The 25,810-nt window shown below is 72.9% G+C and carries 25 protein-coding genes; 12 read left to right on the forward strand and 13 right to left on the reverse strand.

Annotation, left to right across the window (positions count from 1 at the left end; genetic code table 11):
- Positions 1-68 precede the first annotated feature (68 nt).
- Both NQU55_RS16820 and serB read left to right on the forward strand, forming a co-directional pair.
- Positions 69-1,772 (forward strand): streptophobe family protein, encoded by a 1,704-nt coding sequence (locus NQU55_RS16820; RefSeq protein ID WP_168091305.1) that lies wholly within the window; start codon positions 69-71, stop codon positions 1,770-1,772.
- Positions 1,773-1,875: 103 nt separating this feature from the next.
- Complete coding sequence (gene serB / locus NQU55_RS16825) at positions 1,876-3,108, forward strand: phosphoserine phosphatase SerB (RefSeq protein WP_168091304.1); 1,233 nt, start codon at positions 1,876-1,878, stop codon at positions 3,106-3,108.
- Between the two features lie 114 nt (positions 3,109-3,222).
- Here serB and NQU55_RS16830 read toward each other — a convergent pair whose 3' ends face one another.
- From NQU55_RS16830 to NQU55_RS16845, 4 genes are all read right to left on the reverse strand, one after another.
- Positions 3,223-3,741: a SixA phosphatase family protein gene (locus NQU55_RS16830; protein WP_168091303.1), complete on the reverse strand. Its 519-nt coding sequence runs from the start codon at positions 3,739-3,741 to the stop codon at positions 3,223-3,225.
- A gap of 86 nt (positions 3,742-3,827) precedes the next feature.
- The gene (locus NQU55_RS16835; RefSeq protein ID WP_168091276.1) at positions 3,828-4,040 is read right to left on the reverse strand and encodes a hypothetical protein; all 213 of its coding nucleotides are present in this window, start codon (positions 4,038-4,040) and stop codon (positions 3,828-3,830) included.
- 247 nt (positions 4,041-4,287) lie between these two features.
- Entirely contained in the window at positions 4,288-4,407 is a 120-nt protein-coding gene (locus NQU55_RS16840; protein WP_256790788.1) for an SGM_5486 family transporter-associated protein, read from the reverse strand.
- Positions 4,408-4,449: 42 nt separating this feature from the next.
- Positions 4,450-5,745, reverse strand: coding sequence for a CynX/NimT family MFS transporter (locus NQU55_RS16845; protein ID WP_168091302.1), 1,296 nt, complete (start codon positions 5,743-5,745; stop codon positions 4,450-4,452).
- A 43-nt stretch (positions 5,746-5,788) separates the two neighbouring features.
- Here NQU55_RS16845 and NQU55_RS16850 point away from each other — a divergent pair, with 43 nt between their 5' ends.
- Positions 5,789-6,472 (forward strand): FadR/GntR family transcriptional regulator, encoded by a 684-nt coding sequence (locus NQU55_RS16850; RefSeq protein ID WP_168091301.1) that lies wholly within the window; start codon positions 5,789-5,791, stop codon positions 6,470-6,472.
- A 121-nt stretch (positions 6,473-6,593) separates the two neighbouring features.
- Here the strand turns inward: NQU55_RS16850 and NQU55_RS16855 are convergent, their stop codons facing one another.
- The 3 genes from NQU55_RS16855 to fabG all read right to left on the reverse strand — a co-directional run bounded on the left by NQU55_RS16855 (position 6,594) and on the right by fabG (position 8,582).
- Positions 6,594-6,938, reverse strand: a complete 345-nt coding sequence (locus NQU55_RS16855) for a hypothetical protein (RefSeq protein ID WP_168091300.1) — start codon at positions 6,936-6,938, stop codon at positions 6,594-6,596.
- Positions 6,939-7,086: 148 nt separating this feature from the next.
- Positions 7,087-7,857, reverse strand: a complete 771-nt coding sequence (fabI, locus tag NQU55_RS16860) for an enoyl-ACP reductase FabI (protein WP_058045009.1) — start codon at positions 7,855-7,857, stop codon at positions 7,087-7,089.
- 5 nt (positions 7,858-7,862) lie between these two features.
- On the reverse strand, positions 7,863-8,582 hold the full coding sequence (gene fabG, locus NQU55_RS16865) for a 3-oxoacyl-[acyl-carrier-protein] reductase (RefSeq protein WP_168091299.1): 720 nt from the start codon (positions 8,580-8,582) through the stop codon (positions 7,863-7,865).
- A 287-nt stretch (positions 8,583-8,869) separates the two neighbouring features.
- Here fabG and NQU55_RS16870 point away from each other — a divergent pair, with 287 nt between their 5' ends.
- From NQU55_RS16870 to tyrS, 3 genes are all read left to right on the forward strand, one after another.
- A complete protein-coding gene (locus NQU55_RS16870; RefSeq protein ID WP_168091298.1) occupies positions 8,870-10,393 on the forward strand; it encodes a TldD/PmbA family protein in 1,524 nt (507 codons plus the stop codon).
- The gene (locus NQU55_RS16875) at positions 10,390-11,781 is read left to right on the forward strand and encodes a metallopeptidase TldD-related protein (protein WP_168091297.1); all 1,392 of its coding nucleotides are present in this window, start codon (positions 10,390-10,392) and stop codon (positions 11,779-11,781) included. The genes NQU55_RS16870 and NQU55_RS16875 overlap by 4 nt, the downstream gene beginning before the upstream one ends.
- Positions 11,782-11,963: 182 nt before the next feature.
- Positions 11,964-13,364 carry a tyrosine--tRNA ligase gene (gene tyrS, locus NQU55_RS16880; protein WP_168091296.1) on the forward strand — a complete coding sequence of 467 codons (1,401 nt, stop codon included), beginning with the start codon at positions 11,964-11,966 and terminating at the stop codon, positions 13,362-13,364.
- 158 nt (positions 13,365-13,522) lie between these two features.
- On the opposite strand, the gene NQU55_RS16885 is transcribed toward tyrS, so the two are convergent.
- The gene (locus NQU55_RS16885) at positions 13,523-13,810 is read right to left on the reverse strand and encodes a GlsB/YeaQ/YmgE family stress response membrane protein (RefSeq protein ID WP_168091295.1); all 288 of its coding nucleotides are present in this window, start codon (positions 13,808-13,810) and stop codon (positions 13,523-13,525) included.
- Positions 13,811-14,040: 230 nt separating this feature from the next.
- Between NQU55_RS16885 and NQU55_RS16890 the strand changes: the two genes are divergently transcribed.
- Both NQU55_RS16890 and NQU55_RS16895 read left to right on the forward strand, forming a co-directional pair.
- A complete protein-coding gene (locus tag NQU55_RS16890) occupies positions 14,041-14,415 on the forward strand; it encodes a DUF3099 domain-containing protein (protein WP_168091309.1) in 375 nt (124 codons plus the stop codon).
- A gap of 214 nt (positions 14,416-14,629) precedes the next feature.
- Positions 14,630-14,854 carry a hypothetical protein gene (locus tag NQU55_RS16895; protein WP_168091294.1) on the forward strand — a complete coding sequence of 75 codons (225 nt, stop codon included), beginning with the start codon at positions 14,630-14,632 and terminating at the stop codon, positions 14,852-14,854.
- 75 nt (positions 14,855-14,929) lie between these two features.
- Here NQU55_RS16895 and moaA read toward each other — a convergent pair whose 3' ends face one another.
- The 3 genes from moaA to NQU55_RS16910 all read right to left on the reverse strand — a co-directional run bounded on the left by moaA (position 14,930) and on the right by NQU55_RS16910 (position 18,113).
- Positions 14,930-15,919, reverse strand: a complete 990-nt coding sequence (moaA, locus tag NQU55_RS16900; protein ID WP_256790789.1) for a GTP 3',8-cyclase MoaA — start codon at positions 15,917-15,919, stop codon at positions 14,930-14,932.
- Between the two features lie 161 nt (positions 15,920-16,080).
- A complete protein-coding gene (locus NQU55_RS16905; protein WP_168091293.1) occupies positions 16,081-17,727 on the reverse strand; it encodes a monocarboxylic acid transporter in 1,647 nt (548 codons plus the stop codon).
- Positions 17,724-18,113: a DUF485 domain-containing protein gene (locus tag NQU55_RS16910; protein ID WP_256790790.1), complete on the reverse strand. Its 390-nt coding sequence runs from the start codon at positions 18,111-18,113 to the stop codon at positions 17,724-17,726. Before NQU55_RS16910 ends, NQU55_RS16905 begins: the two co-directional genes overlap by 4 nt.
- A 617-nt stretch (positions 18,114-18,730) precedes the next feature.
- Here NQU55_RS16910 and NQU55_RS16915 point away from each other — a divergent pair.
- Positions 18,731-20,272 carry a S8 family peptidase gene (locus NQU55_RS16915; RefSeq protein WP_168091292.1) on the forward strand — a complete coding sequence of 514 codons (1,542 nt, stop codon included), beginning with the start codon at positions 18,731-18,733 and terminating at the stop codon, positions 20,270-20,272.
- Here the strand turns inward: NQU55_RS16915 and NQU55_RS16920 are convergent.
- Both NQU55_RS16920 and NQU55_RS16925 read right to left on the reverse strand, forming a co-directional pair.
- Entirely contained in the window at positions 20,230-20,934 is a 705-nt protein-coding gene (locus NQU55_RS16920; protein ID WP_168091291.1) for a lysoplasmalogenase, read from the reverse strand. The two genes, NQU55_RS16915 and NQU55_RS16920, sit on opposite strands and share 43 nt — an antisense overlap.
- Positions 20,931-21,878: a sterol desaturase family protein gene (locus NQU55_RS16925; protein ID WP_168091290.1), complete on the reverse strand. Its 948-nt coding sequence runs from the start codon at positions 21,876-21,878 to the stop codon at positions 20,931-20,933. Before NQU55_RS16925 ends, NQU55_RS16920 begins: the two co-directional genes overlap by 4 nt.
- Positions 21,879-22,110: 232 nt before the next feature.
- On the opposite strand from NQU55_RS16925, the gene NQU55_RS16930 reads away from it, so the two are divergent.
- From NQU55_RS16930 to NQU55_RS16940, 3 genes are all read left to right on the forward strand, one after another.
- Positions 22,111-23,115 (forward strand): DEDDh family exonuclease, encoded by a 1,005-nt coding sequence (locus tag NQU55_RS16930; RefSeq protein ID WP_168091288.1) that lies wholly within the window; start codon positions 22,111-22,113, stop codon positions 23,113-23,115.
- A gap of 63 nt (positions 23,116-23,178) precedes the next feature.
- Positions 23,179-23,991 (forward strand): SURF1 family cytochrome oxidase biogenesis protein, encoded by an 813-nt coding sequence (locus NQU55_RS16935; RefSeq protein WP_168091287.1) that lies wholly within the window; start codon positions 23,179-23,181, stop codon positions 23,989-23,991.
- A 29-nt stretch (positions 23,992-24,020) separates the two neighbouring features.
- Positions 24,021-25,808, forward strand: a complete 1,788-nt coding sequence (locus NQU55_RS16940) for a glycoside hydrolase family 15 protein (protein WP_168091286.1) — start codon at positions 24,021-24,023, stop codon at positions 25,806-25,808.
- Positions 25,809-25,810 lie beyond the last annotated feature (2 nt).

Below are 25,810 nucleotides of genomic sequence, written 5' to 3' on the forward strand. Positions count from 1 at the left end.
CCATGGATACGTACGGATCATGCGCATCCGGGCAATAGCCCGGCTGCAGACCGGCACGGGGGGCCGTGATGACCGTGGACGGGGGCGGGCGCGGGGTGCGCCCGGCGGAGTTGTTGCTGACGTCGATTGCGGCTGTGAGCTGGTCTTTTCTGGCCATGGCGGGGATTGCGGCGCTCGGGTTGCACCTGCTCGGCGCGGATACGGCGGGCGCGCTGGGGCCGATGACCGCGGCCGTCGTCGTGCTCGCCGTAGGCGGATCACTCACGCCTTCGGGGGATATTGAAGCATTCGGCCTGAAGGGCGCCGGGGCGCACACCGCCATCGATATCGCGCCACTGGGAGTGAGCCTGGCGGGCGCCCTGTTGCTGGGAATGATCTTTGCACGATCGTTGCGCCGCGCCGGTGCCACGATCGGCGCCGGAGAGCTCGCCGCGCGGGCCGGCGCGGTGATCGTGCTCTTCCTGTTCCTGCTCGGCGGCCTCGCCTGGGCCGGGGAGGATTCGATCACCATCGACGGGAGCAGCCTGGGCCTGGGCGGCGGGGACGGCGGCGGGGGCGGAGGCGGCCCCAAGCTGGTGATCCCGGGCATCGGCGATGTCGGGGACATCGCGGGCGGGCTGCCGGACCGGCTCGCCGGCCTGGCCGACGCCAAGGCCGCCGTCGGCTTCAGCGTGCGCACGGGGCCCTCGCTGTTCGCGGGCGCGGTCTGGGTCCTGGGCGTCCTGCTGATCGCGGTGCTGGGCGCGCGCCGGGCGCCGCTCCCCCGCGGCCTGCAGGCGCTCCACCGGGGCGTGCGCCCGGCGGTCTCGGCGCTGTGTGCGGTGCTGGTCCTCGCGGTCGCGGCGGGCCTGGCCGCCGCGGCGTACGCGGCGGCCGGTGACGACCAGCCGAAGCGGATCTTCGGTGCCGCGCTGCTCGGGGCGCCGAACGGGGTGTTCCTCGCGGTGCCGCTGGGGCTGTTCGTCTCCTGGCGCGGCACGGCCACGGGCGCGCTGGCCAAGGTGCTGCCCTCCCCGCTGGACGAGCTGCTGAGCGCGCGGGCCGAGGAGGCGGTCACCCTGGGGCGGCTGGCCGAGCTCGACAGCACGGTGTGGCTGCTGGGCGTGGCCTGCGCGCTGATGATGCTGGGCGTGGGGGTGCTCACCGCGGTCCGCGCGCCGCGGGAGGGGCTGGGGCCGACGGCCTTCGCCGCGCGCTGCGCCGTGGCGCTGGGGGTGGCGACCGCCCTGGCCCTGCCGCTGCTGGTGCTCGCGACGCGGGTGAAGGCGGACGCGAGCCTGTCGGTGCTGGGGTTCGACGCCTTCGGGGCGGGCCTGGAGCTGCGCGGCAATGCGGCGATGGCGCTGGCACTGGGTGCCGCGTGGGGTGGCGTCGCCGGGGCGGCCGGGGGGCTGCTCGCGTGTGCGACCGGCACGGCGGGGCGGCGGGCGGTGGCCCTCGGGCGGCAGGAGGCGGCCGCTGCGGCCCACCCGTCCGCGTCACCGATGCCCGGCCCGTACCGTCCCTCTCCGGGGCAGCCGGGACAGCCGGGACAGCCGGGCCAGCCGGGCCAGCCGGGCCAGGACGCCTCCAACCCGTACAGGCGTCCCGCGCGGGACGACACCAACCCGTACAAGCGCCCGCTCTTCGACGACCGCTCCACCGCGCCGACGCAGACGGGCCGGCCGCTGCCGCCGCCCCGCAGGCCCCGGGGCAGCGGATACCGCTACGGGGCGCCGCCGCCGGAGGAGCCTCCGCCTCCGCCGCCCGGGCCCCCGCCGCGGCGCCGCTGACGGCGTTCACGCGCCGTAAGCCGGGCCTTGGGCATGTCTTCGCCGAGTGCTGGCCGGGACACCTGTGCGTATCCGGTGCGGGGCCCGATACGGTAAGAGGACCATGAGCGCATCGCAGACCTCGCCTGCCACCCCCGTCCCCGCCGACGACGAGCCGACCCTCCTCGTCAAGATCTTCGGGAAGGACCGGCCGGGCATCACCGCCGGGCTCTTCGACACGCTCGCCGCGTACGCCGTGGACGTCGTCGACATCGAGCAGGTCGTCACCCGTGGCCGGATCACCCTGTGCGCGCTGGTCACGGCGCCCGAGGGCGGCGGGAACGCCGAGGGCGAGCTGCGGGCCACGGTGCACAGCTGGGCCGAGTCGATGCGGCTGCAGGCCGAGATCATCTCGGGCCGGGGCGACAACCGCCCGCGCGGCACGGGGCGTTCCCACGTCACGGTGCTGGGCCACCCGCTCACCGCCGAGTCGACGGCCGCCATCGCGGCGCGGATCACCGGCACGGGCGGCAACATCGACCGGATCTTCCGGCTCGCCAAGTATCCGGTGACGGCCGTGGAGTTCGCCGTCTCCGGCGTGGAGACGGAGGCCCTGCGGACGGCGCTGGCCCTGGAGGCCGCGGTGCGCGGGGTCGACGTGGCGGTCGTCGCGGCGGGGCTGCAGCGGCGGGCCCAGCGGCTGGTCGTGATGGACGTCGACTCCACGCTGATCCAGGACGAGGTCATCGAGCTGTTCGCGGCGCACGCGGGCTGCGAGGCCGAGGTCGCGGAGGTCACCGCGCGGGCGATGCGCGGCGAGCTGGACTTCGAGGAGTCCCTGCACGCCCGGGTGGCGCTGCTGGCGGGGCTGGACGAGTCCGTCGTGGACAAGGTGCGGGCGGAGGTGCGGCTGACGCCGGGCGCCCGGACGCTGATCCGCACGCTCAAGCGGCTCGGCTACCAGGTGGGCGTGGTCTCCGGCGGGTTCACGCAGGTCACGGACGACCTGCAGGAGCGGCTGGGGCTGGACTTCGCCTCGGCGAACACCCTGGAGATCGTCGACGGCCGGCTGACCGGGCGGGTGACCGGGGAGATCGTGGACCGGGCGGGCAAGGCCCGGCTGCTGCGGCGGTTCGCCGCGGAGGCGGGCGTGCCGCTGGCGCAGACCGTGGCCATCGGCGACGGCGCGAACGACCTCGACATGCTCAACGCCGCGGGGCTGGGCGTGGCCTTCAACGCCAAGCCGGTGGTGCGCCAGGCGGCGCACACGGCGGTGAACGTCCCGTTCCTGGACACGGTGCTCTACCTGCTGGGCGTCACCCGCGAAGAGGTCGAGGCGGCCAGGACGCACGAGTAGGCCCCGGCGGACGCGCCCGCCGCGACGGCGGGGGCGGGGCACGGCGACGGCGGGGGTCCGGCGGAACGGGCGGCGGCCGGAGCCGGTGCACGCACCTCGTCCGCCGGACGGGCGTTACGCGTGGGGCGCCCAGAAGGCGACCAGCCGGCCGACGCCGTGCTCGACGGCCTTCCACGATCCGGTGAAGGCGAGCACCGCGATGGCGGAGGTGGGGAACCCGGTGCGGTTCATCCGCGGCAGCAGATCGCCGTCGGACTCGCCCGCGAGGGCGTCGGCCAGGGCGTGCATGCCGGGGTTGTGACCGATCATGACGACGTCCTGGACCTCGTCGGAGACCTCGTTGAGCAGGGCGATCAGCTCGCCGAGCGAGGCCTCGTACATCCGCTCCTCGTAGACCGTGCGGGGGCGCTGGGGCAGCTCGGGGACGGCGAGCTTCCAGGTCTCGCGGGTGCGGGCGGAGGTGGAGCAGAGGGCCAGGTCGGGGGTGATGCCGGAACCGGCGAGCCAGCGGCCTGCGACCGGGGCGTCCTTGCGGCCTCGGTCCGCGAGCGGACGTTCGTGGTCGTCCCCGTCGGACCATTCGGCCTTGGCGTGCCGGAAAACGACGATCCTGCGAGTCGGTTCGGAGCTCATGCCGTCCAGCTTCGCATGAAACCCATGGCGAGGCGCGGGGTGTTGAAAGGGTTGCACCCGAAGCGGCGCACGCGCCCCACCTGCCCTCACGGGGCTTCCTCGCCCAGCGCGAGCCGGACGAAGGCGACCACGCGGGCGACGGTGCCCGAGGCGGCGGGATCCGGACCGGAGTCCGCGGTGGCGGGAGCGGCGAGCAGGGTGCAGAAGACGGTGAAGGCCGCGGCGGCGAGCGCGAGGGCCCACCAGGGCAGCCGCGTCTGCACGGTGCCGGGAGTCCGGGCTTTCGTACCGGCGGGCATGGGATCGCCTCCGAGCGGTTCGGTGCACCGCCCCGTCGCGGTGTACTACGAACCTACGGAGAACGGCGCCCCGCTCCCATCCGGTGGACCACCCACTTGCCCCTGACCCGTCCCCCCTAGGGGACGGGGGGTTAACCCCACCATCGCCTGGAGGCGGACCGGAAGGAGGACGCCCGGCCGGTGTCAGGGGCCGGCGTCAAAGGGAGACCGGCACCGGGGAGAGGCCGGCGTCAGGGGGAGACCGGCGTCAGGGGGAGAAGACCGTCGCGATGACCGAGATGACCACCGTGATGCCCAGCATCGCGCCGAGGATCGTCAGCAGGGTCTTCTGACCGTTCTTGGGGTTGGGATCGAGCACAGGCTGCATGCGACCAGTCTCCCACCCCGCGCGCCGGCGGCCGCGTCCGGGTCAGAGCTCGTCCTCCACGGTGCGGGCGCGCCCGGCCAGCACGCCCGCCACGACCTGAGGCACCATCAGCGCGGCCATCAGCGCGAGCGGCACGTCCCAGCCGCCCGTGCGCTCATTGAGCCAGCCCACGAGCAGCGGGCCGGGGATGGAGATCAGATAGCCGGTGCTCTGGGCGAACGCCGAGAGCCGCACCACGCCCCCGCCCGTGCGGGCGCGCATGCCGATCAGCGTCAGGGCGAGCGTGAAGGCGCTGTTGGACACGCCGAGCAGCACGGCCCAGACCCAGGCGCCCGCGGCCGGGGACAGCCACAGACCCGCGTACCCCGCCAGGCCGAAGCAGGCCAGGGCGACGACGAGGATCCCCTGGTGGGGCAGGCGGGCGGCGAGGCGCGGCAGCACGAAGGCGAGGGGGATGCCGGTCAGCATCGTGACGGCGCTCAGGAGGCCCGCGGTGGAGGCGGACACCCCGGCGTCGCGGAAGATCGCGGGCATCCAGCCCATGACGATGTAGGCGCCGGTCGCCTGGATGCCGAAGAAGATGCCGAGCGCCCAGGCGGTGGGGCTGCGCGTGATGCTGGTGCGGGGGGCGTCCTGGGCGGCGGCCGCGGGGGCGGCGGCTCCGTCCCCGCGGTCGCGGCGGGCGGCCACCAGCCACAGCAGCCCGGCCGCGACGGCGAGCAGCGCCCACGAGCCGAGGCCGAGGCGCCAGCTGTGCCCCATCGCCCCGGCGAGCGGCACGGTGCCGGCGGCGGCGGCCGCGGCGCCCGCGGCGATGGCCATGGAGTACAGGCCGGTCATCGGCCCGACCCGGTCGGGGAACCAGCGTCTGACGGCCAGGGGCATCAGGACGTTGCTGACGGCGATGCCCGCGAGCGCGAGCACGCTCAGGGCGAGGAATCCGAAGACGCCGCCCGCGTACGGCCGCAGGGCGAGACCGGCGGCTATCACCGCCATGCCCGCGCAGACGACGGCCGCGGGGCCGAAGCGGCGGGCCAGCCGGGGCGCGGCGAGGCCGAAGACCGCGAAGCAGAACGCGGGCACGGACGTCAGCAGGCCCGCCACGGTGCCGCTCATGCCGAGGTCCGCGCGGACCTCCTTCAGCAGCGAGCCCAGGCTCGTCACGGCGGGGCGGAGGTTGAGCGCGGCGAGGACGAGGCCGGCGACCAGGAGCCGGGCCGCCCAGGCGGTGCCCCGAGCGCCCTCCCCCGCCGGCGCGGGGGCCTGCAGCGGGCCGGCGGGGCCGGCTGCGGCGGCGGGCTCGGCCGCTCTCAGGTCTTCGTCTGCCGTGGATGCCATGACGTCATCATAGATAGAATCATGGGATGAATGGAGGCTGTCGATGCCACTGAACTCGCCCAAGCGCTCCCGCCTCGTCGACCAGGTCATCGCCGGGCTGCGCAGCCAGATCACGTCCGGTGAGTGGCCCGTCGGCTCGCGCATCCCCACCGAGCCGGAGCTCGTCGAGCAGCTCGGCGTCGCGCGCAACACCGTGCGGGAGGCCGTGCGCGCCCTCGCGCACAACGGCCTGCTGGACATCCGGCAGGGATCCGGCACCTACGTCATCGCCACGAGCGAGCTGGCGGGCGTGATGAACCGCCGCTTCGCCGACGCCGACCCCCTGCACGTGGCCGAGCTGCGCAGCGCCCTGGAGGCGTCGGCCGCCCGGCTCGCGGCCCGCCGGCGCACCGAGCAGGACCTGGTGCAGCTGGCGGCGCTACTGAAGCGGCGCGAGGAGGCGTGGCGCTCGGGCGACGCCGAGCGGTTCGTGGAGGCGGACGCCACGCTGCACACGGCCGTCGTCTCCGCCGCGCACAACGAGGTCATGGCCGAGGTGTACGCCGACCTCGGCGGGGTGATGCGCGACTTCCTGCGGGCCGGCGTGGGGACGGCGCTGCGGCCGGAAGGGCTCGTCGACCACGGTCGGCTCGTCGCTGCCATCCGGGAGGGGGACGAGGAGACCGCGGGGGTGGAGGCGAGCGCGTACCCCTTCGGCTGCCTGGGCTCGGCGGAGCCGGCCGGCTGAGGCTCCGGGCGGCTGAGGCTCCGGGCGGCTCGGGGCCGTCCTCAAGTGGCCTCGACCAGGGTGGTCTCGACTCGGGTGGTCTCGACCCGGCTGGTCCAGACCCGGGTGGTCTCAAGCATTCTCAAGCGGGGCTGTGGGTCACCCAGGCGTGGCGTATGCCCAGCCAGCAGCGCTGGCTGAGGGCGACGTGCCCGGCCGGGCCGACGACGGCCGGCGCGGTGTCCATGTCCGGGTCCCACCAGCGCACGCACTCGATGTGCAGTTGGACGCTGTCGGTGGTGGCGTTGCCGTTGAAGCAGTGGGCGGTGGCGTGGGAGCCGTGGACGCGCGTGCGGCACTCGGCGTGCCGGGGGACGGGCGGAGCGGCCGGGGCGGCGGCCGTGGCCGGGGACACCGGGGCCGTCGAGCCGGCCAGGGCCGCGGCGGCGAACAGCAGGGCCGCGGTGCGGCGGAGCGGGAAGCTCATGCGCGTACCTCCTCCCGCCTTCAGTGTGCGGGGGCGGGCTCCGGCGCACGAGCCGGAAAAGCCCGGTGCCCGTTCCGGCGTAGCGGAACGGGCACCGGGCGTGCGCTTCGGGGCTCGGGAGCCCATCATGTGCGCACTATGCCGATGGCTAGGCGCCCATCATGTGCACGCCGCCGTCGACGTGCACGATCTCGCCCGTGGTGCGGGGGAAGAAGTCCGACAGCAGACCGACGACGCCGCGGCCGGCCGGCTCCGGGTCGGCCAGGTCCCAGCCGATGGGGGCGCGGTGGTTCCACACGTCCGCGAGCTCCTCGAAGCCCGGGATGGACTTGGCGGCCATCGACTTGATCGGACCGGCGGAGACCAGGTTGCAGCGGATGCCCTTGGGACCGAAGTCGCGGGCGAGGTAGCGGTTGGTGCCCTCGAGGGCGGCCTTGGCCACGCCCATCCAGTCGTACTTCGGCCAGGCGATCTGCGCGTCGAAGGTCAGGCCGACGATCGAGCCGCCCTCGCGCATCAGCGGGAGCAGGGCCATGGCCAGCGACTTGTAGGAGTACGCCGAGACCTGGACGGCCGTCGAGACGTCCTCCCAGGTGGCGTCGAGGAAGGTGAAGGCGCCCTGCGGGCCGAAGGCGATGGAGTGCACGATGCCGTCGAGGGCCACGCCCTCGCCGAGGTGCTCGCGCACCTTGTCGGCCAGGCCGTCGAGGTGCTCCTGGTTGCTGACGTCCAGCTCGATGACCGGCGCGGGCTTCGGGAGCCGCTTGGCGATCCGCTCGACCAGGGAGAGGCGGCCGAAGCCGGTCAGGATGACCTCGGCGCCCTCGTTCTGGGCGACCTTGGCGGCCTGGAAGGCGATCGACGACTCGGTGAGGACGCCGGTGACCAGGATGCGCTTGCCTGCAAGGATTCCACTCATGACGTTCAGTGACCCATGCCCAATCCGCCGTCTACGGGAATGACGGCTCCAGTGATGTATGCGGCCTCGTCGGAGGCGAGGAAGCGGACCGAGGCGGCGATCTCCTCGGGCTGCGCGTAGCGCGCGAGCGGAACCTGCTTGGTGATGCCCTCGCGCTGCTCGTCGCTGAGCACGCGGGTCATGTCGGTGTCGACGAAGCCGGGGGCGACGACGTTGCAGGTGATGTTCCGGGAGCCCAGCTCACGGGCGATCGAGCGGGCGAAGCCCACCAGGCCGGCCTTGGAGGCGGCGTAGTTGGCCTGGCCCGCGGAGCCCAGCAGGCCCACCACGGAGGAGATCAGCACGACGCGGCCCTTGCGGGCGCGCAGCATGCCCTTCGAGGCCCGCTTGACGACCCGGAAGGTGCCGGTGAGGTTGGTGTCGACGACGGAGGTGAAGTCGTCCTCGGACATGCGCAGGAGCAGCTGGTCGCGGGTGACGCCGGCGTTGGCCACCAGCACCTCGACCGCGCCCTGCTTCTCCTCGATCTCCTTGTAGGCCTGCTCGACCTGCTCGGGGTCCGTGATGTCGCACTTCACGGGGAGGCACCCCAGGTCCAGGAGGGCGGCCGGCGGCTCTCCCGAGCGGTAGGTGAAGGCGACCTTGTCGCCCGCCTCCGCGAAGGCGCGGGCGATGGCGAGGCCGATGCCCCGGTTTCCTCCGGTGACCAGAACCGAGCGGCTCAAAGGACCACCCTTCCTTCACGTGTAGCTGCCAGCTGGCTGCCGTTGGTCGTCTGTACCGTACGAAAACTATCGGGCCGAGGCCTCTGACGTGCAGCCCGCCCCTAACAGGAGCACATGGCGGACCCTGTGGGGTCCCTACAGAAAGCGGGGCTGCGAGGCCCGTCCGGACCCGTGCGGGGGGCATTCCCCGATCCGCCCCTGAACTGGGCAAAAGCCCGGGACCATGGGTGGCGGGGCGTGATTCACTGCGTCCTCGGGAGACATCGCACGCCTAGGGGAGGCCATCCGTGCCACATGAAATCGACGAGTCGTTCCTCGCGCTGCCGCTGCGGCAACTCGCCGACGCGGCCCTCGCGCGCGCCCGCGCGCTGGGGGCCGACCACGCGGACTTCCGCCTGGAGCGGGTGCGCAGCGCCTCCTGGCGGCTGAGGGACGCCCGCCCGGCCGGCACCTCCGACACCACCGACCTGGGGTATGCGGTGCGGGTGGTGCACGGCGGGAGCTGGGGCTTCGCGGCGGGCGTCGAGCTCACGATGGACGCGGCGGCGCGGGTGGCCGGGCAGGCCGTGGCGATGGCGCGGCTGTCGGCGAAGGTGATCGCGGCGGCCGGCTCGGACGAGCGGGTGGAGCTGGCGGACGAGCCGGTGCACGCCGACCGGACCTGGGTGTCGTCCTACGAGGTCAACCCCTTCGACGTGCCGGACGCGGAGAAGGGCGAGCTGCTCGCGGACTGGAGCGCGCGGCTGCTGGCGGCGGACGGGGTGGCGCACGCGGACGCCTCGCTGCTGACCGTCCAGGAGAACAAGTTCTACGCCGACTCGGCGGGCACGACCACCACCCAGCAGCGCGTCCGGCTGCACCCGCAGCTGACGGCGGTCGCCGTCGACCCCGCCACCGGCGGCTTCGACGCGATGCGCACCATCGCGCCCCCGGCCGGCCGCGGCTGGGAGTACCTGACGGGCACCGGCTGGGACTGGGACGCCGAGCTGGCGGAGATCCCCGCGCTGCTGGCCGAGAAGATGCGCGCCCCGAGCGTCGAGGCCGGCTCGTACGACCTGGTGGTCGACCCGTCCAACCTGTGGCTGACGATCCACGAGTCGGTCGGCCACGCCACCGAGCTGGACCGCGCGCTGGGCTACGAGGCCGCGTACGCGGGCACGTCCTTCGCGACGTTCGACCGGCTGGGCTCGCTGAAGTACGGCTCGGAGCTGATGAACGTCACCGGCGACCGGACCGCCGAGCACGGGCTCGCGACCACCGGCTACGACGACGAGGGCGTCGAGGCCCAGTCCTGGGACCTCGTCAAGGACGGCGTCCTGGTCGGCTACCAGCTGGACCGCCGCATCGCCAGGCTGACCGGCTTCGAGCGCTCCAACGGCTGCGCTTTCGCCGACTCCCCCTCCCACGTCCCGGTCCAGCGGATGGCGAACGTCTCCCTGCAGCCGGCGCCCGGCGGCCCGTCGACCGAGGAGATGATCTCCGGCGTGGAGCGCGGGATCTATGTGGTCGGCGACCGCTCGTGGTCGATCGACATGCAAAGGTACAACTTTCAATTTACGGGACAGCGCTTCTATCGCATCGAGAACGGCCGTCTGGCGGGCCAGGTGCGGGACGTCGCCTACCAGGCCACGACCACGGACTTCTGGGGCTCGATGACGGCCGTCGGCGGGCCGCAGACATACGTCCTGGGCGGCGCGTTCAACTGCGGGAAGGCCCAGCCCGGGCAGGTCGCGGCCGTCTCCCACGGCTGCCCCTCGGCCCTCTTCGAGAACGTCAACATCCTGAACACCACCGAGGAGGCCGGTCAGTGAGCCCTCGTCACCAGCCGCACGAGATCGTCGAGCGCGCCCTGGAGCTGTCCCGCGCCGACGGCTGCATGGTCATCGCCGGCGAGCGCTCCACCGCCAACCTCCGCTGGGCGCGCAACGCGCTCACCACCAACGGCGTCACCCGCGGCCGCACCGTCACCGTGATCGCCACGGTGGACGGCGCGGAGGGCACCGCCTCGGGCGTCGTCTCGCGGTCGGCCGTCACGGCCGCGGAGCTGGAGCCGCTGGTGCGGGCCGCCGAGGCCGCCGCGCGCGAGGCGGGGCCGGCGGAGGACGCCCAGCCGCTGGTGTCGGGCGTGCCGCACTCGCCCGACTTCACCGCCCCGCCCGCCGAGACCTCCTCCGCGGTCTTCGACGGCTTCGCACCCGCGCTCGGCGAGTCCTTCGCCGGCGCCCGGGCGCAGGGCCGCGAGCTGTACGGGTTCGCGCTGCACGAGGTCTCCTCGTACTACCTCGGCACGTCCACCGGGCTGCGGCTGCGCCACGACCAGCCGACGGGGTCCCTGGAGCTCAACGCCAAGTCGCCGGACGGCACCCGTTCCGCGTGGGCGGGCCGGGCCACGCGCGACTTCACCGACGTCGACCCGCAGGCCCTGGACGCCGAGCTGGCGCGGCGCCTGGCGTGGGCCGAGCGGAAGATCGACCTGCCGGCCGGGCGGTACGAGACGCTGCTGCCGCCGAGCGCCGTCGCCGACCTGCTCGTCTACCAGATGTGGTCGGCGGCCGCCCGTGACGCCGCCGAGGGCCGGACGGTCTTCTCGAAGGCCGGCGGCGGCACCCGGGTCGGCGAGAAGCTGTCCCCGCTGCCGCTGTCGCTGCGCAGCGACCCGCGGGCCGCGGGCCTGGAGTGCGCGCCGTTCGTCCTGACGACCGCCTCGGGGGACGACGCGTCGGTCTTCGACAACGGCCTGCCGCTCGGTCCGACGGACTGGATCCGCGAGGGCGTGCTGGAGCACCTGGTCACCACGCGGCACAGCGCCGGGCTCACGGACCTGCCGGTCACCCCGCTCGTGGACAACCTCGTCCTGGACGCCGGGGGCACCGCCACGCTCGACGAGATGGTCGCGGCCACCGAGCGCGGCCTGCTGCTGACCTGCCTGTGGTACATCCGCGAGGTGGACCCGGCGTCGCTGCTGCTGACGGGGCTGACCCGGGACGGCGTCTATCTCGTGGAGAACGGCGAGGTCGTCGGCGAGGTCAACAACTTCCGCTTCAACGAGTCCCCGGTGTCGGTGCTCTCGCGCGCCACCGAGGCGGGCCGCACCGAGCCGACGCTGCCGCGCGAGTGGGGCGACTACTTCACCCGGGCCGCGATGCCCGCCCTGCGCGTGCCGGACTTCAACATGAGCTCCGTCAGCCGGGGCGTGTGAGCGCCGGGCATGTGACAGCGGGGGTGTGACAGCCGGGACGCGGCACCGGGCCGAATAGACTGGTCCGCGTCCACCTGTCCCCCGCTCGCACACGTCTTCCGTATGCGTCCCTTTTCTTCTCCGCTTTCTCCGCTTTCTTCTCCGCCCGTTTCTCATCCGTCCCATCGATCCCCAGGAATGTCATGACACGCCTCGGCGAATCCGTCGCCCGCGCCGGTGAGCTCCTCGCACAGGACCTCTCCTCCGACCAGACCGTCCAGCGGCTGCTCCAGGAGACGGGCTCGCGGCGCTATCTCGATCTGACGGATCTGTCGGCGAAGGAGCAGGCCGAGCTGATCGCCGCCCGCACCGTCGAGGTGCTGCCGGGCGTGGACAAGCTGGCCGAGCGCATCGAGGAGCGGCGCGCGGCGGGCAAGGGCCTGCGGCTCAAGCTGGGCATCGACCCGACGGCGGCCGACGTCCACCTGGGCCACGCCGTGCCGATGATCATCCTCAGCCGCTTCCAGCGCATGGGCCACGACGTCACCCTCCTCATCGGTGACTTCACGGCCAAGATCGGCGACCCGACGGGCCGTACGGCCGAGCGCCCGCCCCTGACCGACGAGGACATCGCGAAGAACCTCGCGGGCTACCGCGAGCAGGTCCGCCCGTTCTTCGACTTCGAGAAGGTCACGTTCGTCCAGAACAGCACCTGGCTGGCCCCGTACACCTTCCCGGAGCTGCTCGGTCTGCTCTCGCAGGTGCCGGTCTCGCAGCTGCTGCAGCGCGAGGACTTCCGCAACCGGCTGGCGGCCGGGTCGGGCCTGACGATGTCGGAGCTGCTGTACCCGATCGCCCAGGGCCTGGACTCGGTCGCGCTGGACTGCGACGTCGAGCTGGGCGGCGCCGACCAGCTGCTGAACCTGCAGATGGGCCGCAAGCTCATGGAGCTGAAGGGCCAGAAGCCGCAGCTCGTCGTCACCATGCCGCTGATCGAGGGCACGGACGGCACGGGCGCGAAGATGTCCAAGTCCAAGGGCAACTACGTGGGCCTGTCCGCCACGGCCGACGACGTCTTCGGCAAGATCATGTCGGTTCCGGACCGGCTGATGGAGCCGTACCTGAAGGCCTGGACCGAGTGGACGGACGAGGAGATCGCCCTCGCGCTGTCCCGGGTCGAGGAGCGCTCGCTGCACCCGATGGACCTCAAGAAGATCCTCGCGGGCGAGGTCGTGGCCGCGCTGTACGGGATCGAGGCGGCGATGGCGGCCCGGGCCGGGTTCGTCGCGCAGTTCTCGAAGAAGAGCTTCTCCGACGTGGAGACGCCCGTGGTGGAGCTCTCGGAGCACGGCGACTCGCCGGCGACGGCCGTGCTCAGCCAGGTCCTGGGCTTCCAGCCGTCCGCCTCGGCGGCCCGCCGGGTCGCCAAGCAGAACGGCCTGCGCCTGGTGGTCGAGACGGACGGCGGCCAGGAGGCCGTCGTGCTGGCCGAGGCCGATGCGATCCGCCCGCTGGGCGAGGTCGTGACGGAGACCGTGGCCAAGGTCGCCGGGGCCGGGCGGGTCTACCTCAAGGCCGGCCGGAAGATCGCCGAGCTGCGGTAGGGCTTGCCGCCCGGAGCCGGAGGCTGCTGAAGGCCCGGGGCGGTCCGTGCGCGGGATGCGCGCGGGCCGCCCCGGGGCGTTCTACCCGCCCTGCCTGCCCCGGCCCGGCTGCCCGCCCGGGCCTCTGCACCCGCGGGCGTGACGGCCGCACCCGTCCGTTACGCCGCGTGTCTCCCGCCGCTCTTGTTGCCGCGCACCGCGACCCACAGCCGGTCGCCGATGCCGACCACGAGGACCGCGCCCGCCAGCTGCAGCAGGTGCCGGCCCCAGTCGATGCCCTTGGTCTCGTTGATGCCGAGCCCGGTGGCGGCCCAGTTGCCGAGCAGGCTGCCGATCATGCCCAGGATGATCGTCAACCAGAGGGGTACCTGCTGTTTGCCCGGCAGGATCGCCTTGGCGATCAGGCCCAGGACAAGTCCGACGATGATGGCCCACAACCAGCTCATGTCGCCTCCTCAGCGGCGCGATGTGCCGTGCCCCGCCATTCTGGGGCCACTCTCCGTACGGCGCACGCCGGAGCCGTTCCTCCGCCGCGCTGCGGCCGCCGCGTACGCAGCCGCAGGTCGGAGCGGGGACGGTGGGGGACCCGCTCTCGTACCCGGCGGCCACGCGGCGTAACGTGGAGGGTGTCCCGCCTCAGGGCGCGCGGGCACGGTGGATCAGGTGGTGGAACGTGATGCGGAAGCAGGGCGGTACGGCGGTCTTCAGGATCACCGGCGCCCGTCAGGGGCTGGCCGAGGACGTGCGCGGCCGCCAGCGCCGCTACGTCATCTCGATGCTGATCCGCACCCTGTCGGTGGTGCTCACCGTGGTGCTGTGGAACGTCGAGCGCTATGTGGCGGTGGGCACGCTGATCCTGGGTGCCCTGCTGCCCTACGTGGCGGTCGTGATCGCCAACGCGGGCCGGGAGAACGCCCCTTCGCTCCCCGGCACGTTCATACCGGCACCCACGCGGCCGGTGCTGATGCCCGGTCCGGGCGAGGAGAGGGCGGAATCCGTCCCGGAAGCCGCCCGTGGCCCCGAGGGCGATCAAGGGCGTGACCACGGCTGATGCCCCGCGGGGGCACGGCGGCGGTGGCGCGCTGGGCAAAGCTCAAGAAAACCTCAGATCAATCATGTGGTTTCAGTGCCGCGCGCCGGGCACCCCGTGACATACTTCCTAAGCGCTCCGCATCCCCCGTCGGAGCGACAGACCGACGCCGGGCGGCTCCCCCCGTGGCTGCCCGGCGTCGCCGTGTCTGCACGCGGTTCGTAGAGTCAGGGGTGTGAATTCCCCCGATGACGCCGTGATCTGTTCCGCCAAGGGCTGCCGCGCCCCCGCCGTGTGGGTGCTGGCGTGGAACAACCCCAAGCTGCACACGCCCGACCGCCGCAAGACGTGGCTCGCGTGCGACGAGCACCGCGAGCACCTGTCCAACTTCCTCGGCCTGCGGGGCTTCCTCAAGGACGTGGTGACGCTGGCGGAGTGGGAGGCCTCGCCGCACGCGTAGCAGGCATGGCACGTGCAGCACGCGGTGCCGGGCCCCGGCGGGCTCCGGCGGGCCCCGGCGGGCTCCGGCGGGGGCTCAGCCGCCGATCGCCGACATGGGCCGCTGCGGCTGCAGGAAGGACGGGTCGTCCAGGCCCGACCCCGCCTTCTTGCCGTGCATCGCCCGCTTCCACCGCCCGGCTATCTCCTCGTCCGTGGCCCCGGAGCGCAGCGCCGCGCGCAGGTCGGACTCCTCGCGCGCGAACAGGCAGTTGCGGATCTGTCCGTCGGCGGTGAGGCGGGTGCGGTCGCAGGCGCCGCAGAAGGGGCGGGTGACGGAGGCGATGACGCCGACCCGGCCGGGCCCGCCGTCGACGAGCCAGCGCTCGGCGGGGGCGGCTCCGCGCTCGCCCTCGCCTTCGGGGGTGAGGTCGAAGCGGGCGGCCAGGCGCGCCAGGATGTCCGCCGCGGTGATCATGCCGTCGCGGCGCCAGCCGTGCTGGGCGTCGAGCGGCATCTGCTCGATGAAGCGCAGTTCGTAGCCGAGGCCGAGGGCCCAGGCCAGCAGGTCGGGGGCCTCGTCGTCGTTGAGGCCGGGCATCAGCACCGCGTTGATCTTGACGGGGGCGAGGCCGGCGGCGCGGGCGGCGGCGAGGCCGTCGAGGACGTCCTGGTGGCGCTTGCGGCGGGTGAGCTTCTGGAAGACGTCGGGGCGCAGGGTGTCGAGGGAGACGTTGACCCGGTCGAGGCCGGCGTCGGCCAGGGCCGTCGCGGTGCGCGCGAGGCCGATGCCGTTGGTGGTGAGGGAGATCCGGGGACGCGGCCGCAGGGCGGCGCAGCGCTCGACCAGGGAGACGAGGCCGGGGCGGAGCAGGGGCTCGCCGCCGGTGAAGCGGACCTCGGTGATGCCGAGGGAGGTCACGGCGATGCGGATCAGGCGCACGATCTCGTCGTCGGTGAGCAGGTCCGGCTTGGCGAGCCACTGGAGGCCCTCTTCGGGCATGCAGTAGGTGCAGCGCAGGTTGCAGCGGTCGGTCAGGGAGACACGGAGGTCGGTGGCGACGCGACCGTAGGTGTCGATGAGCACGCTGCGCCTCCGGCGGACTGGGCTTGAACGTTCGTTCGCTGTCCGCAGCGTACGTGATGGGCGGTGACGGCGGGTCTTCTCGGACCGGGCCGGCCGGGCGCCGGCGGACGCCGGACGGGCTCACCGGCCCGTCCGGCGCCGCGGCGGGCGGCGGGGCGGCGTCAGTGCGCGCCGTAGCCCGTGAGGGAGCGGACCTCGAGCTCGGCGTACTTCGCGTCCGCGTCCGGCTGCGGCTTGGACAGCATCGAGCCGAGCCAGCCCAGCAGGAAGCCGAGCGGGATGGAGACCAGGCCGGGGTTGCCGAGGGGGAAGAAGTCGAAGCTCATCCCGGGGAAGAGCGCCTTCTCGTTGCCGGAGACGACCGGGGAGAAGATCACCAGGCCGACGGAGGAGATCAGCCCTCCGTAGATCGACCACAGGGCCCCTTGGGTGGTGAAGCGCTTCCAGAAGAGGCTGTAGAGGATCGTGGGGAGGTTGGCGGAGGCCGCGACGGCGAAGGCGAGGGCCACGACCGCGGCGGCGTTCAGCCGGTGGGCGAAGATGCTCAGCAGGATGGCGACCGCGCCGATGACGACGGCGGCGCACTTGGCGGTGAGGAGCTCCTCCTTCTCGCTGGTCTTCCCCTTGCGGATGACGTTGGCCCACAGGTCGTGCGCGAAGGAGGCCGAGGAGGCGAGCGTGAGGCCCGCGACCACCGCGAGGATCGTCGCGAAGGCGACGGCGGAGATCACGGCGAGGAGGATCGCGCCGCCGGTGGATCCGGCGCCGCCGCCGACCTCCCGGGCGAGCAGCGGGGCCGCGGTGTTCCCCGAGGGGTCCGAGGCGGTGATGGACTTCGAGCCGACGAGGGCGGCGGCGCCGAAGCCCAGGGCGATGGTCATCAGGTAGAAGGCGCCGATGATGCCGATGGCCCAGTTCACGGACTTGCGGGCGGCCTTGGCGGTGGGCACGGTGTAGAAGCGGATGAGGATGTGCGGCAGGCCGGCGGTGCCCAGGACGAGGGCGAGGCCGAGCGAGATGAAGTTGAGCTTGGTGGTGCCGTCCTTGCCGTACTGCAGGCCCGGTTCGAGGAAGGCCTTGCCCTTGCCGCTCTCCTCGGCGGCGCGCCCGAGGAGGGTGGAGACGTTCCAGCCGACCTTGTTGAGCACGAGGACGGTGATGAGCAGGGTGCCCAGGATGAGCAGGACCGCCTTGACGATCTGCACCCACGTGGTGCCCTTCATCCCGCCGATCGTCACGTAGAGGACCATCACCAGGCCGACCAGGGCGATGATCCAGCGCCGCGAGCTCTCGCCCGAGGCCCCGAGCAGGAGCGCGACGAGCGCGCCCGCGCCGATCATCTGGGCGAGCAGGTAGAAGATCGAGACGACGATGGTGGAGGTGCCGGCGGCGGTGCGCACGGGGCGCTGCTTGAGCCGGTAGGCGAGCGCGTCGGCCATGGTGAAGCGGCCGGAGTTGCGCAGCGGTTCGGCGACGAGCAGCAGGGCGACCAGCCAGGCGACGAGGAAGCCGATGGAGTAGAGGAATCCGTCGTAGCCGAAGAGGGCGATGGCGCCGGCGATGCCGAGGAAGGACGCGGCGGACATGTAGTCGCCGGAGATGGCGAGGCCGTTCTGGAAGCCGGTGAAGGAGCGGCCGCCGGCGTAGAAGTCGGTGGCGTCCTTGGTCTGCCGCCCGGCCCAGACGGTGATGGCGAGGGTGGCGGCGACGAAGACGGAGAAGAGCGTGATGATCAGGGTGCGGTGCTCGCCCGCGGCGCCGGCCGCGAGGGGGAGGCCCGACTGCAGGGCGCTGGTCATGGCGGTCATTCCCCCGCTTCCAGACGGGCCCGCAGGGCCTCGGCCCCGGGATCGAGCTTCGCGGCCGCGTGCCGCGAGTACCACCAGGCGATCAGGAAGGTGGTGAGGAACTGGGCCAGCCCCAGGACGAACGCCACGTTGATGTTGCCCGCGACCGCGGTGCCCATGAAATCGCCCGCGTAGTTCGAGAGCAGGACGTACAGCAGGTACCAGGAAACAAAGGCGATGGTGAGCGGAAAGGCGAACGAGCGCTGCGTACGGCGCAGTTCGCCGAATTCCGCGCTCGACTGCAGCGTGCTGAAACGATCGTTCCCGGCCGCGGGCGGGGCGGCCTCGGTGGTCGACGGGCCGTCGGGCTCGTCCGGCCCCTGTGTGGTGGTTGGTGCGGTGTCCACGGTCTCTCCTGACAAGGGGGGTGTGAGGCGCGAGCCGATGGCTTGTGATCCGGATCACGCATCGTAGAGGCAGGTCGCAGTATGCGACAGGGGGAAGGTGCGGAATTCGGCGGCAGCTGCCGCCGGGGGCGACACCGCCCGCCCGCGGTGTCGTTGACCCTGGTGTGAGCGATGCGCCTCCTCCCACCCCGCCGTCCCCCGGTCGACGACCGTTCGGGATCGTCAGGTTGACGGCGCCCATAGCGGCGGTGACGACCGGCCGGTCCGTCCCCCTCCCGAGAGCGGGGCGGTGGTACGGGCCCCGGGTGCCCCTTCCGCCGCTGAGCATCGACGGGCTGCGCGACGGCGATCTCACGCCCTGACGCGGCCCCCCTTCCGGAGGGTTTCCCGGGGGGTTTCCGGAAGAGTTCGCGGGAGGCTTTCCGCAAGGGTTTTTCCGGAGGGAGTCATTCCGAACTCCCCTCGCATCTGCGCCATTTGTTGCCGGGTCATGGCCGCTCAGGGCGTTTGTTCCGGAATGCATTGCCCGGTGCCATGATCGGCGCTAGCTTCACTCGTCATGTACCCGCCCGCGCGCGACCTGCGCTCCGGCGGTTTTCGGATGATGTGGAGAACCCATGGCTCCTCTGCGTTCTAGACGGCACGCCCTGCTGGCCGTTCCCGTCGGTCTCGCCCTCACCGCCTCGCTCGGCCTCCTGCCCGGCGTGGCCGCCGCCGCCCCGCAGCCCGAGCCCCGGGCGAAGACGGCCGCCACGGACGGCCCCCTCCTGTCGTACGTGGTGAACACCGCCACCGACCGGGCCACCCTCGCCAAGGTGAAGAAGGCCGTCGCCCAGGCCGACGGCAGCATCGTGGAGACCTACGGGCGGATAGGCGTGATCGTCGCCCACTCCAAGAACCCCGGCTTCGCCGCGGCGCTGCGCGCGGTCCCCGGCGTGCAGTCGGCGGGCGCCACCCGCACCGCGCCGATCGCCCCGGCCGGCACCACCGACGTCGGCAAGCCCGAGAAGGTGAAGCTGCCCAGGAGCAGCGCTGCGGCGGCCGCCCGTCAGCAGGCCGGCGGCGCCGAGCCGCTGGAGGACCTGCAGTGGGACCTCCCCGCCATCAAGGCCGACCAGGCCGCGAAGATCAACCCGGGCAGCCGCAAGGTCACCGTCGGCGTCATCGACACCGGCGTGGACGACACCCACCCGGACCTCGCCCCCAACTTCTCCCGGAGCCAGTCGGCGAGCTGCGTCACCGGCAAGGCGGACACCAGCCCCGGCGCGTGGCGGCCGTACGACCCGGCGGAGGACTACCACGGCACGCACGTCGCCGGGACGATAGCCGCGGCCCGCAACGGCGTCGGCGTCGCGGGCGTCGCCCCGAACGTCAAGGTCTCGGGCATCAAGGTGTCGAACAGGAGCAGCTTCTTCTACGCGGAGAGCGTGGTCTGCGCGTTCGTCTTCGCCGCCGAGCACGACATAGCGGTGACGAACAACAGCTACTACGTCGACCCGTGGCTGTTCAACTGCGCCGACGACCCCGACCAGAAGGCCATATCCGAGTCGGTCGCCCGCGCCACGAAGTACGCCCAGGACAAGGGCACCGTCAACGTCGCCTCGGCCGGCAACTCCAACTTCGACCTGGCGGCCAAGGAGATCACCGACACCTCCAGCCCCAACGACCACGGCCGGCCGGCCGAGAAGCGCAAGATCGACCCCTCGGTCTGCCTCGACGTCCCCGCGCAGCTGCCCGGCGTGGTCACCGTCTCGTCGACCGGCGTGAAGTCGGCGAAGGCCTACTACTCCAACTACGGCCTGAACCAGGTCGACGTGGCGGCCCCCGGCGGCGACAAGTACCAGGTCCCGGACCTGCCCGCCAAGGACGGCCGCATCCTCTCCACGCTGCCCGGCGGCGACTGGGGCTACCTCCAGGGCACCTCGATGGCCGGCCCGCACGTGGCCGGCGTGGCGGCGCTGCTGAAGAGCGCGCACCCCAAGTCGTCCCCGCAGGAGATCCAGTGGCTCCTCAAGGCGCAGGCCGACAACCCCGGCTGCCCCACGGGTCCCTACGACGGTGACGGCGACGGCAAGGCCGACGCCGTCTGCACCGGCAACAAGAACGTCAACGGCTTCTACGGCTTCGGCATCGTCGACGCCCTGGACGCGGTGCGCTGACGCGCGCGTTCGTCACAGGAGGGGCCGGGCGGGCGTCCGGCCCCTTCCGCGCTGCGGAGGAGCCCCGCGGCGAGCAGGACCTGCGCGCCGAGGTAGGTGAGCATGATCCAGAACTGGGCGGCGGGCGCCTGGGGCCAGTCGGCGACGCCGGTGGCGATCAGGGTGTCCGACACGACGAACAGCGCGCCGCCCGCCGCGGCGAGCGGCGGGGTGCGGGTCGCGCACAGCGCCATCGTGACGAGCAGCAGGCTGTAGAGCGCGACGGGCACCCGCAGCCCGGCCTCCAGGTCGGGCCACAGCAGCACGACGGTGCCGAGCCAGGCCGCTCCGTAGCCGGCGGCCAGCGCACGGGTGCGGGCGCCGCCGGGGGTGCCGTACCGCGAGCACAGCACGAGGTAGCAGGCGTGCCCGGCGGCGAAGGACGCCATGCCGAGCAGGAACGGCACGTCGCCGCCGGTCTGCAGGAGCGTGTCGCCCCCGCATCCGAACAGCAGCGCCACGACGAGCAGCCGGGGCCCGCCGCGCACGAGGACGCAGGCCGCGAGCAGGGGCATCAGGGCGGGCTTGGTGACGAGGGCGACCGCGGACCCGGCGAGCAGGGCCCCGAGGTGCGCGAGGGCGGTGGCGGCGAAGAGGGCGGGCAGGGCGCGGGCGGCCCTCACGCGGCCTGCTCGTGGGCGGGGGCGGCTTCGGCGGCCGGGGTCCCGGCTGCCGCCGCCTCCCGCCCGGTGTCCGCCGTGTCCCGCCCGGCTGCCGCCGCCTCCCGCCGCGCCGCCGGCTGCCAGCCGGGGCCCCGGAACACCCGTCCCAGCCGTTCCCGCCAGTCCCGCGCCGCGCGCAGGTCGCGGGCGATGGCGGCGTACTCGTGGGTGGCGACGCGCAGCGGGTTGTAGGTGCCGATGTTCTTGGTCAGCCCGTAGACGGGCCGCTCGCCCTCGGGGACGAAGGAGCCGAAGAGCCGGTCCCAGACGATGAGGATCCCGCCGAAGTTGCGGTCCAGGTAGCCGCCCTGCGAGGCGTGGTGGACCCGGTGGTGGGAGGCCGTGTTCAGGACGTACTCGAAGGGCCGGGGCAGCTTGCGCACCCGCTCGGTGTGCACCCAGAACTGGTAGACGAGGTTGGCGGACGAGCAGAAGGCGAGCGCGGCCGGGTGCACGCCCGCGGCGATCATCGGCAGGTAGAAGGGCCACACGGTCAGCGTGGTCCAGGGCTGGCGCAGCGCGGTGGTGAGGTTGAACTTCCGGCTGGAGTGGTGCACCACGTGGCAGGCCCACAGGATCCTGATGACGTGGTGGCCGCGGTGCGACCAGTAGTAGAAGAAGTCCTGCGCCAGGAGCATCAGGGGGAGCGTCCACCACAGCACGGGGATGCGCAGCGGCGTGAGCTCGTAGAGCGCGGTGTAGACGGCGACGATCGGAATCTTCCACAGCGCGTCGAAGACGAGGCTGCCGGCGCCCATTCCGATGCTGGTCGCCGCGTCCTTGACCTCGTAGCCCGCGTCCCCCGTCTCCTCGGCGGGATGCAGCCGGTAGCTCACCAGCTCCAGCACGGTGAGCAGGAGGAAGGCGGGGATGGACCACAGCACGACATCGGGAAGGTGCGGCATGGGCGCACGATAGGCACGTCATCAGCCGTGCCGCTAGGGGTAGTTACCCTTCGGTATCGAATTGTGTTACCCGAGGTTCGGCGTACGGGGGGAGGGCCCGTCAATGGCGTGGGGGTCTTCTCACCCGGGCATCTCGCGGTGCGGCCCGGGCGGGCGCGGGACCTCCCCGGCCCGTCGTCGCCGCACCGCCCGCTCGCCTCACTGTCAGTACGCCCCCGTATTCTCTGTGACCATGCTCGAAGACCAGACCACCGCCGACACTCCCACTCCGTGGCCGGCCGCGTACCCCGAGGGGTACGCGGTCGTCGACGTGGAGACCACCGGGCTCGCGCGGGACGACCGGATAGTGTCGGCGGCGGTCTACCAGCTGGACGCCCGCGGGCAGGTCGAGGACCACTGGTACACGCTGGTCAACCCCGAGCGTGACCCCGGCCCCGTGTGGATCCACGGTCTGACGACCGCCGTCCTGTCCGGCGCGCCGCTGTTCGCCGAGATCGCGGACGAGTTCGCGAAGCGGCTGGAGGGCCGGGTCCTGGTGGCGCACAACGCCGCCTTCGACTGGTCGATGATCGCCCGGGAGTACGCCCGCGCGCGGGCGACCGCGCCCGTGCGGCAGCGGCTGTGCACGATCGCGCTCTCCAAGGAGCTGCAGCTGCCGCTGCCCAACCACAAGCTGGAGTCGCTCGCGGCGCACTACGGCGTCGTGCAGCAGCGCGCCCACCACGCGCTCGACGACGCCCGCGTGCTGGCCGAGGCGTTCCGGCCGAGCCTGCACCTGGCGGCCAGGGCCGATCTGCGGCTTCCGCTGCTCGCCTGCCAGCCCCTGACCGAGTGGTCCGACGGCCCGGCAACTCCCCGCACTTCCGGATATATCGGACAGCAGCGTTCCTACGGCTCGTCCAACAGCTGGCGGCCCAGCCGTAAGCGGCCCGCCTGCCCGTACCCCAACCCCGGGCGGTACAAAGAGGGCGAACAGCTCATTCAGGGCATGCGGGTGGCCTTCTCGGGCGACACCTCCATCGACCGCGAGCTGCTGGAGGACCGCGCCATCGAGGCGGGGCTGCACATCGCCACCAGCGTCTCCCGGCTCACCAGCGTGCTGGTGACCAACGACCCTGACTCCCCCACGACCAAGACCACCAAGGCGCGCTCCTTCGGCACCCCGGTGATCGACGAGGCGGTCTTCGTCCAGCTGCTCTCGCACGTGGTCCCGGCTCCCGGCGGGCAGCAGGGCTGACGGGGGCGCCGGCCGGGGCACCCGATGGCTCCGGGGTAAACCGGGCCAGGTACCGTCAAATGCGTGTACCGCTTCCTGTTGTCCCGGCAGTGGGTGATCCTCACCCTCGTGGGGCTCGTCCTCATCCCCGTGATGATCAAACTGGGCTTCTGGCAGTTCCACCGCCACGAGCACCGGGTCGCGCGCAACGACTTCGTCGCCCGCAGTCTCGCCGCCGACCCCGTGCCGGTCACCGAGCTGTCCGGGCCCGGCAAGGACGTCTCCGACGACGTCTGGCGCCAGGTCACCGCGAGCGGCACCTTCGACACCAAGGACGAGGTCGTCGTCCGGATGCGGACCAGCGCCGACGGCAAGTCCGGCTACATGGTCCTCACCCCCCTCCTGCTGGCGGACGGGCGGGCCGTGCTCGTCAACCGCGGCTGGATCCCCTCCACCGGCGACCTGACGAAGTTCCCCGAGGTCCCGGCCCCGCCCTCCGGCAAGGTCACCGTCACCGGCCGGCTGCGCGCCGACGAGACCGACTCCAGCGGCATCAAGGACACCCGCGGCCTGCCGCCCCGTCAGGTGATGCGCATCAACAGCGAGCGCCAGGCCGCCTCGCTGCACCGCCCCGTCCTCGGCGGCTACCTCGAACTCACCGACCCGGATCCGGGCGACAAGGGCCCCGAGCCCGTGGCCGCCCCCGACCACGACAGCATCGGCCCGCACATGGCGTACGCCGTCCAGTGGTGGCTGTTCGCCGCCTTCGTGCCGGTCGGCTGGGTCGTCCTCGTCCGCCGCGAGCGCCGCGACCGCGCAGCCGAAGCCGCCGCCGGGACCGCGGACGCCACCGGCGCACAGCCCGCGGTCGCCCGGACAGCCGCCACCCCGGAGTAGCCGCCCCGCACCGGGGGAAGACGCAGTCCGTGGCAGCACGCATCGAGGACTACGCGCTCATCGGCGACCTGCAGACCGCCGCCCTGGTCGGCCGCGACGGCTCGATCGACTGGCTCTGCCTGCCCCGCTTCGACTCGGCCGCCTGCTTCGCCGCCCTTCTGGGCGACGAGGACAACGGCCACTGGCGACTGGCCCCCGCGAGCACCGGCCCCGGCACCCCCTGCACCCGCCGCGCCTACCTCGAGGACTCCCTCGTCCTCGAAACCGTCTGGGAGACGCCGTCCGGCACCGTCAAGGTCACCGACTTCATGCCCCAGCGCGACCGCGCCCCCGACGTCGTCCGCATCGTCGAGGGCGTCTCCGGCAGCGTCGAGATGCTCGGCGTCCTGCGCCTGCGCTTCGACTACGGCAGCGTCGTGCCGTGGATACGGCGCACCGACGGCCACCGCGTCGCCGTCGCCGGGCCCGACTCCACCTGGCTGCGCAGCGAGCCCCCCGTGAAGACCTACGGCCGCGACTTCAGCACCCGCTCGGAGTTCACCGTCTCCGCCGGCGACTCGGTCGCCTTCGTCCTCACCTGGCACCCCTCCCACCAGCCGCGCCCCGCCCTCGTCGACCCGCACGAGTCCCTGCGCCACAGCCTGGAGGACTGGCGCGAGTGGGCGGGCCGCTGCTCCTACCGCGGCCCCCACCGGGAAGCCGTCGTCCGCTCCCTGATCACCCTCAAGGCGCTCACCTACGCCCCCACCGGAGGCATCGCCGCCGCCGCGACCACCTCCCTCCCCGAGGAGATCGGCGGCGTCCGCAACTGGGACTACCGCTACTGCTGGCTGCGCGACTCCACCCTCACCCTGGGCGCCCTGCTCTCCGCCGGCTACGCCGACGAGGCCGCCGCCTGGCGCTCCTGGCTCCTGCGCGCCGCCGCCGGCGACCCCGCCGACCTGCAGGTGATGTACGGCCTCGCCGGCGAGCGCCGGCTCCCCGAGACCGAACTCCCCTGGCTCCCCGGCTACGAGGGCTCCGCGCCCGTCCGCCTCGGCAACGGCGCCGTCAAGCAGCTCCAGCTCGACGTCTACGGCGAGGTCATGGACTCCCTCCACCTCGGCCGCCGCTGGGACCTGCCGGCCAAGCCCCACGAGTGGAAGCTCCAGCGCGCCCTGATGGCGTACATCGAGGAGCACTGGCGCGAGCCCGACGAGGGCATCTGGGAGATCCGCAGCCCCCGCCGTCACTTCGTCCACTCCAAGGTCATGGCCTGGGTGGCCGCCGACCGCGCCGTCCGCGCCCTCGAAGCCGACCCCGAGCTGTCCGGCGACGCGGAGGGCTGGCGCGCCATGCGCGACGAGGTCCACCGCGAGGTCTGCGAGCGGGGCTTCGACACCGAGCGCGGCACCTTCACCCAGTCCTACGGCTCCCGCGAGCTCGACGCCGCCACGCTCCTCATCCCCCGCGTCGGCTTCCTCCCGCCCGACGACCCCCGCGTGACCGGCACGGTCGACGCGATCCGCCGCGAGCTGGACCACGGCGGCCTCGTCCGCCGCTACAGCTCCGACGGGAAGCCCATGGACGGCGTGCCCGGCAACGAGGGCGCGTTCCTGGCCTGTTCCTTCTGGCTGGCCGAGGCCCTGCACATGACCGGCCGCACCAAGGAGGCGCACGAGCTCTTCGAGCGCCTCCTCGCCCTGCGCAACGACGTCGGCCTCCTGGCCGAGGAGTACGACCCCGGCGCCGGGCGGCACCTCGGCAACCATCCCCAGGCGTTCAGCCACATCGGCCTGGTCAACGCCGCCCTGGCGCTCTTCCCTCCGCAAGACTGACC

The organism is Streptomyces telluris, from assembly GCF_024519335.1.
In the GTDB taxonomy this organism is placed as follows: domain Bacteria; phylum Actinomycetota; class Actinomycetes; order Streptomycetales; family Streptomycetaceae; genus Streptomyces; species Streptomyces telluris.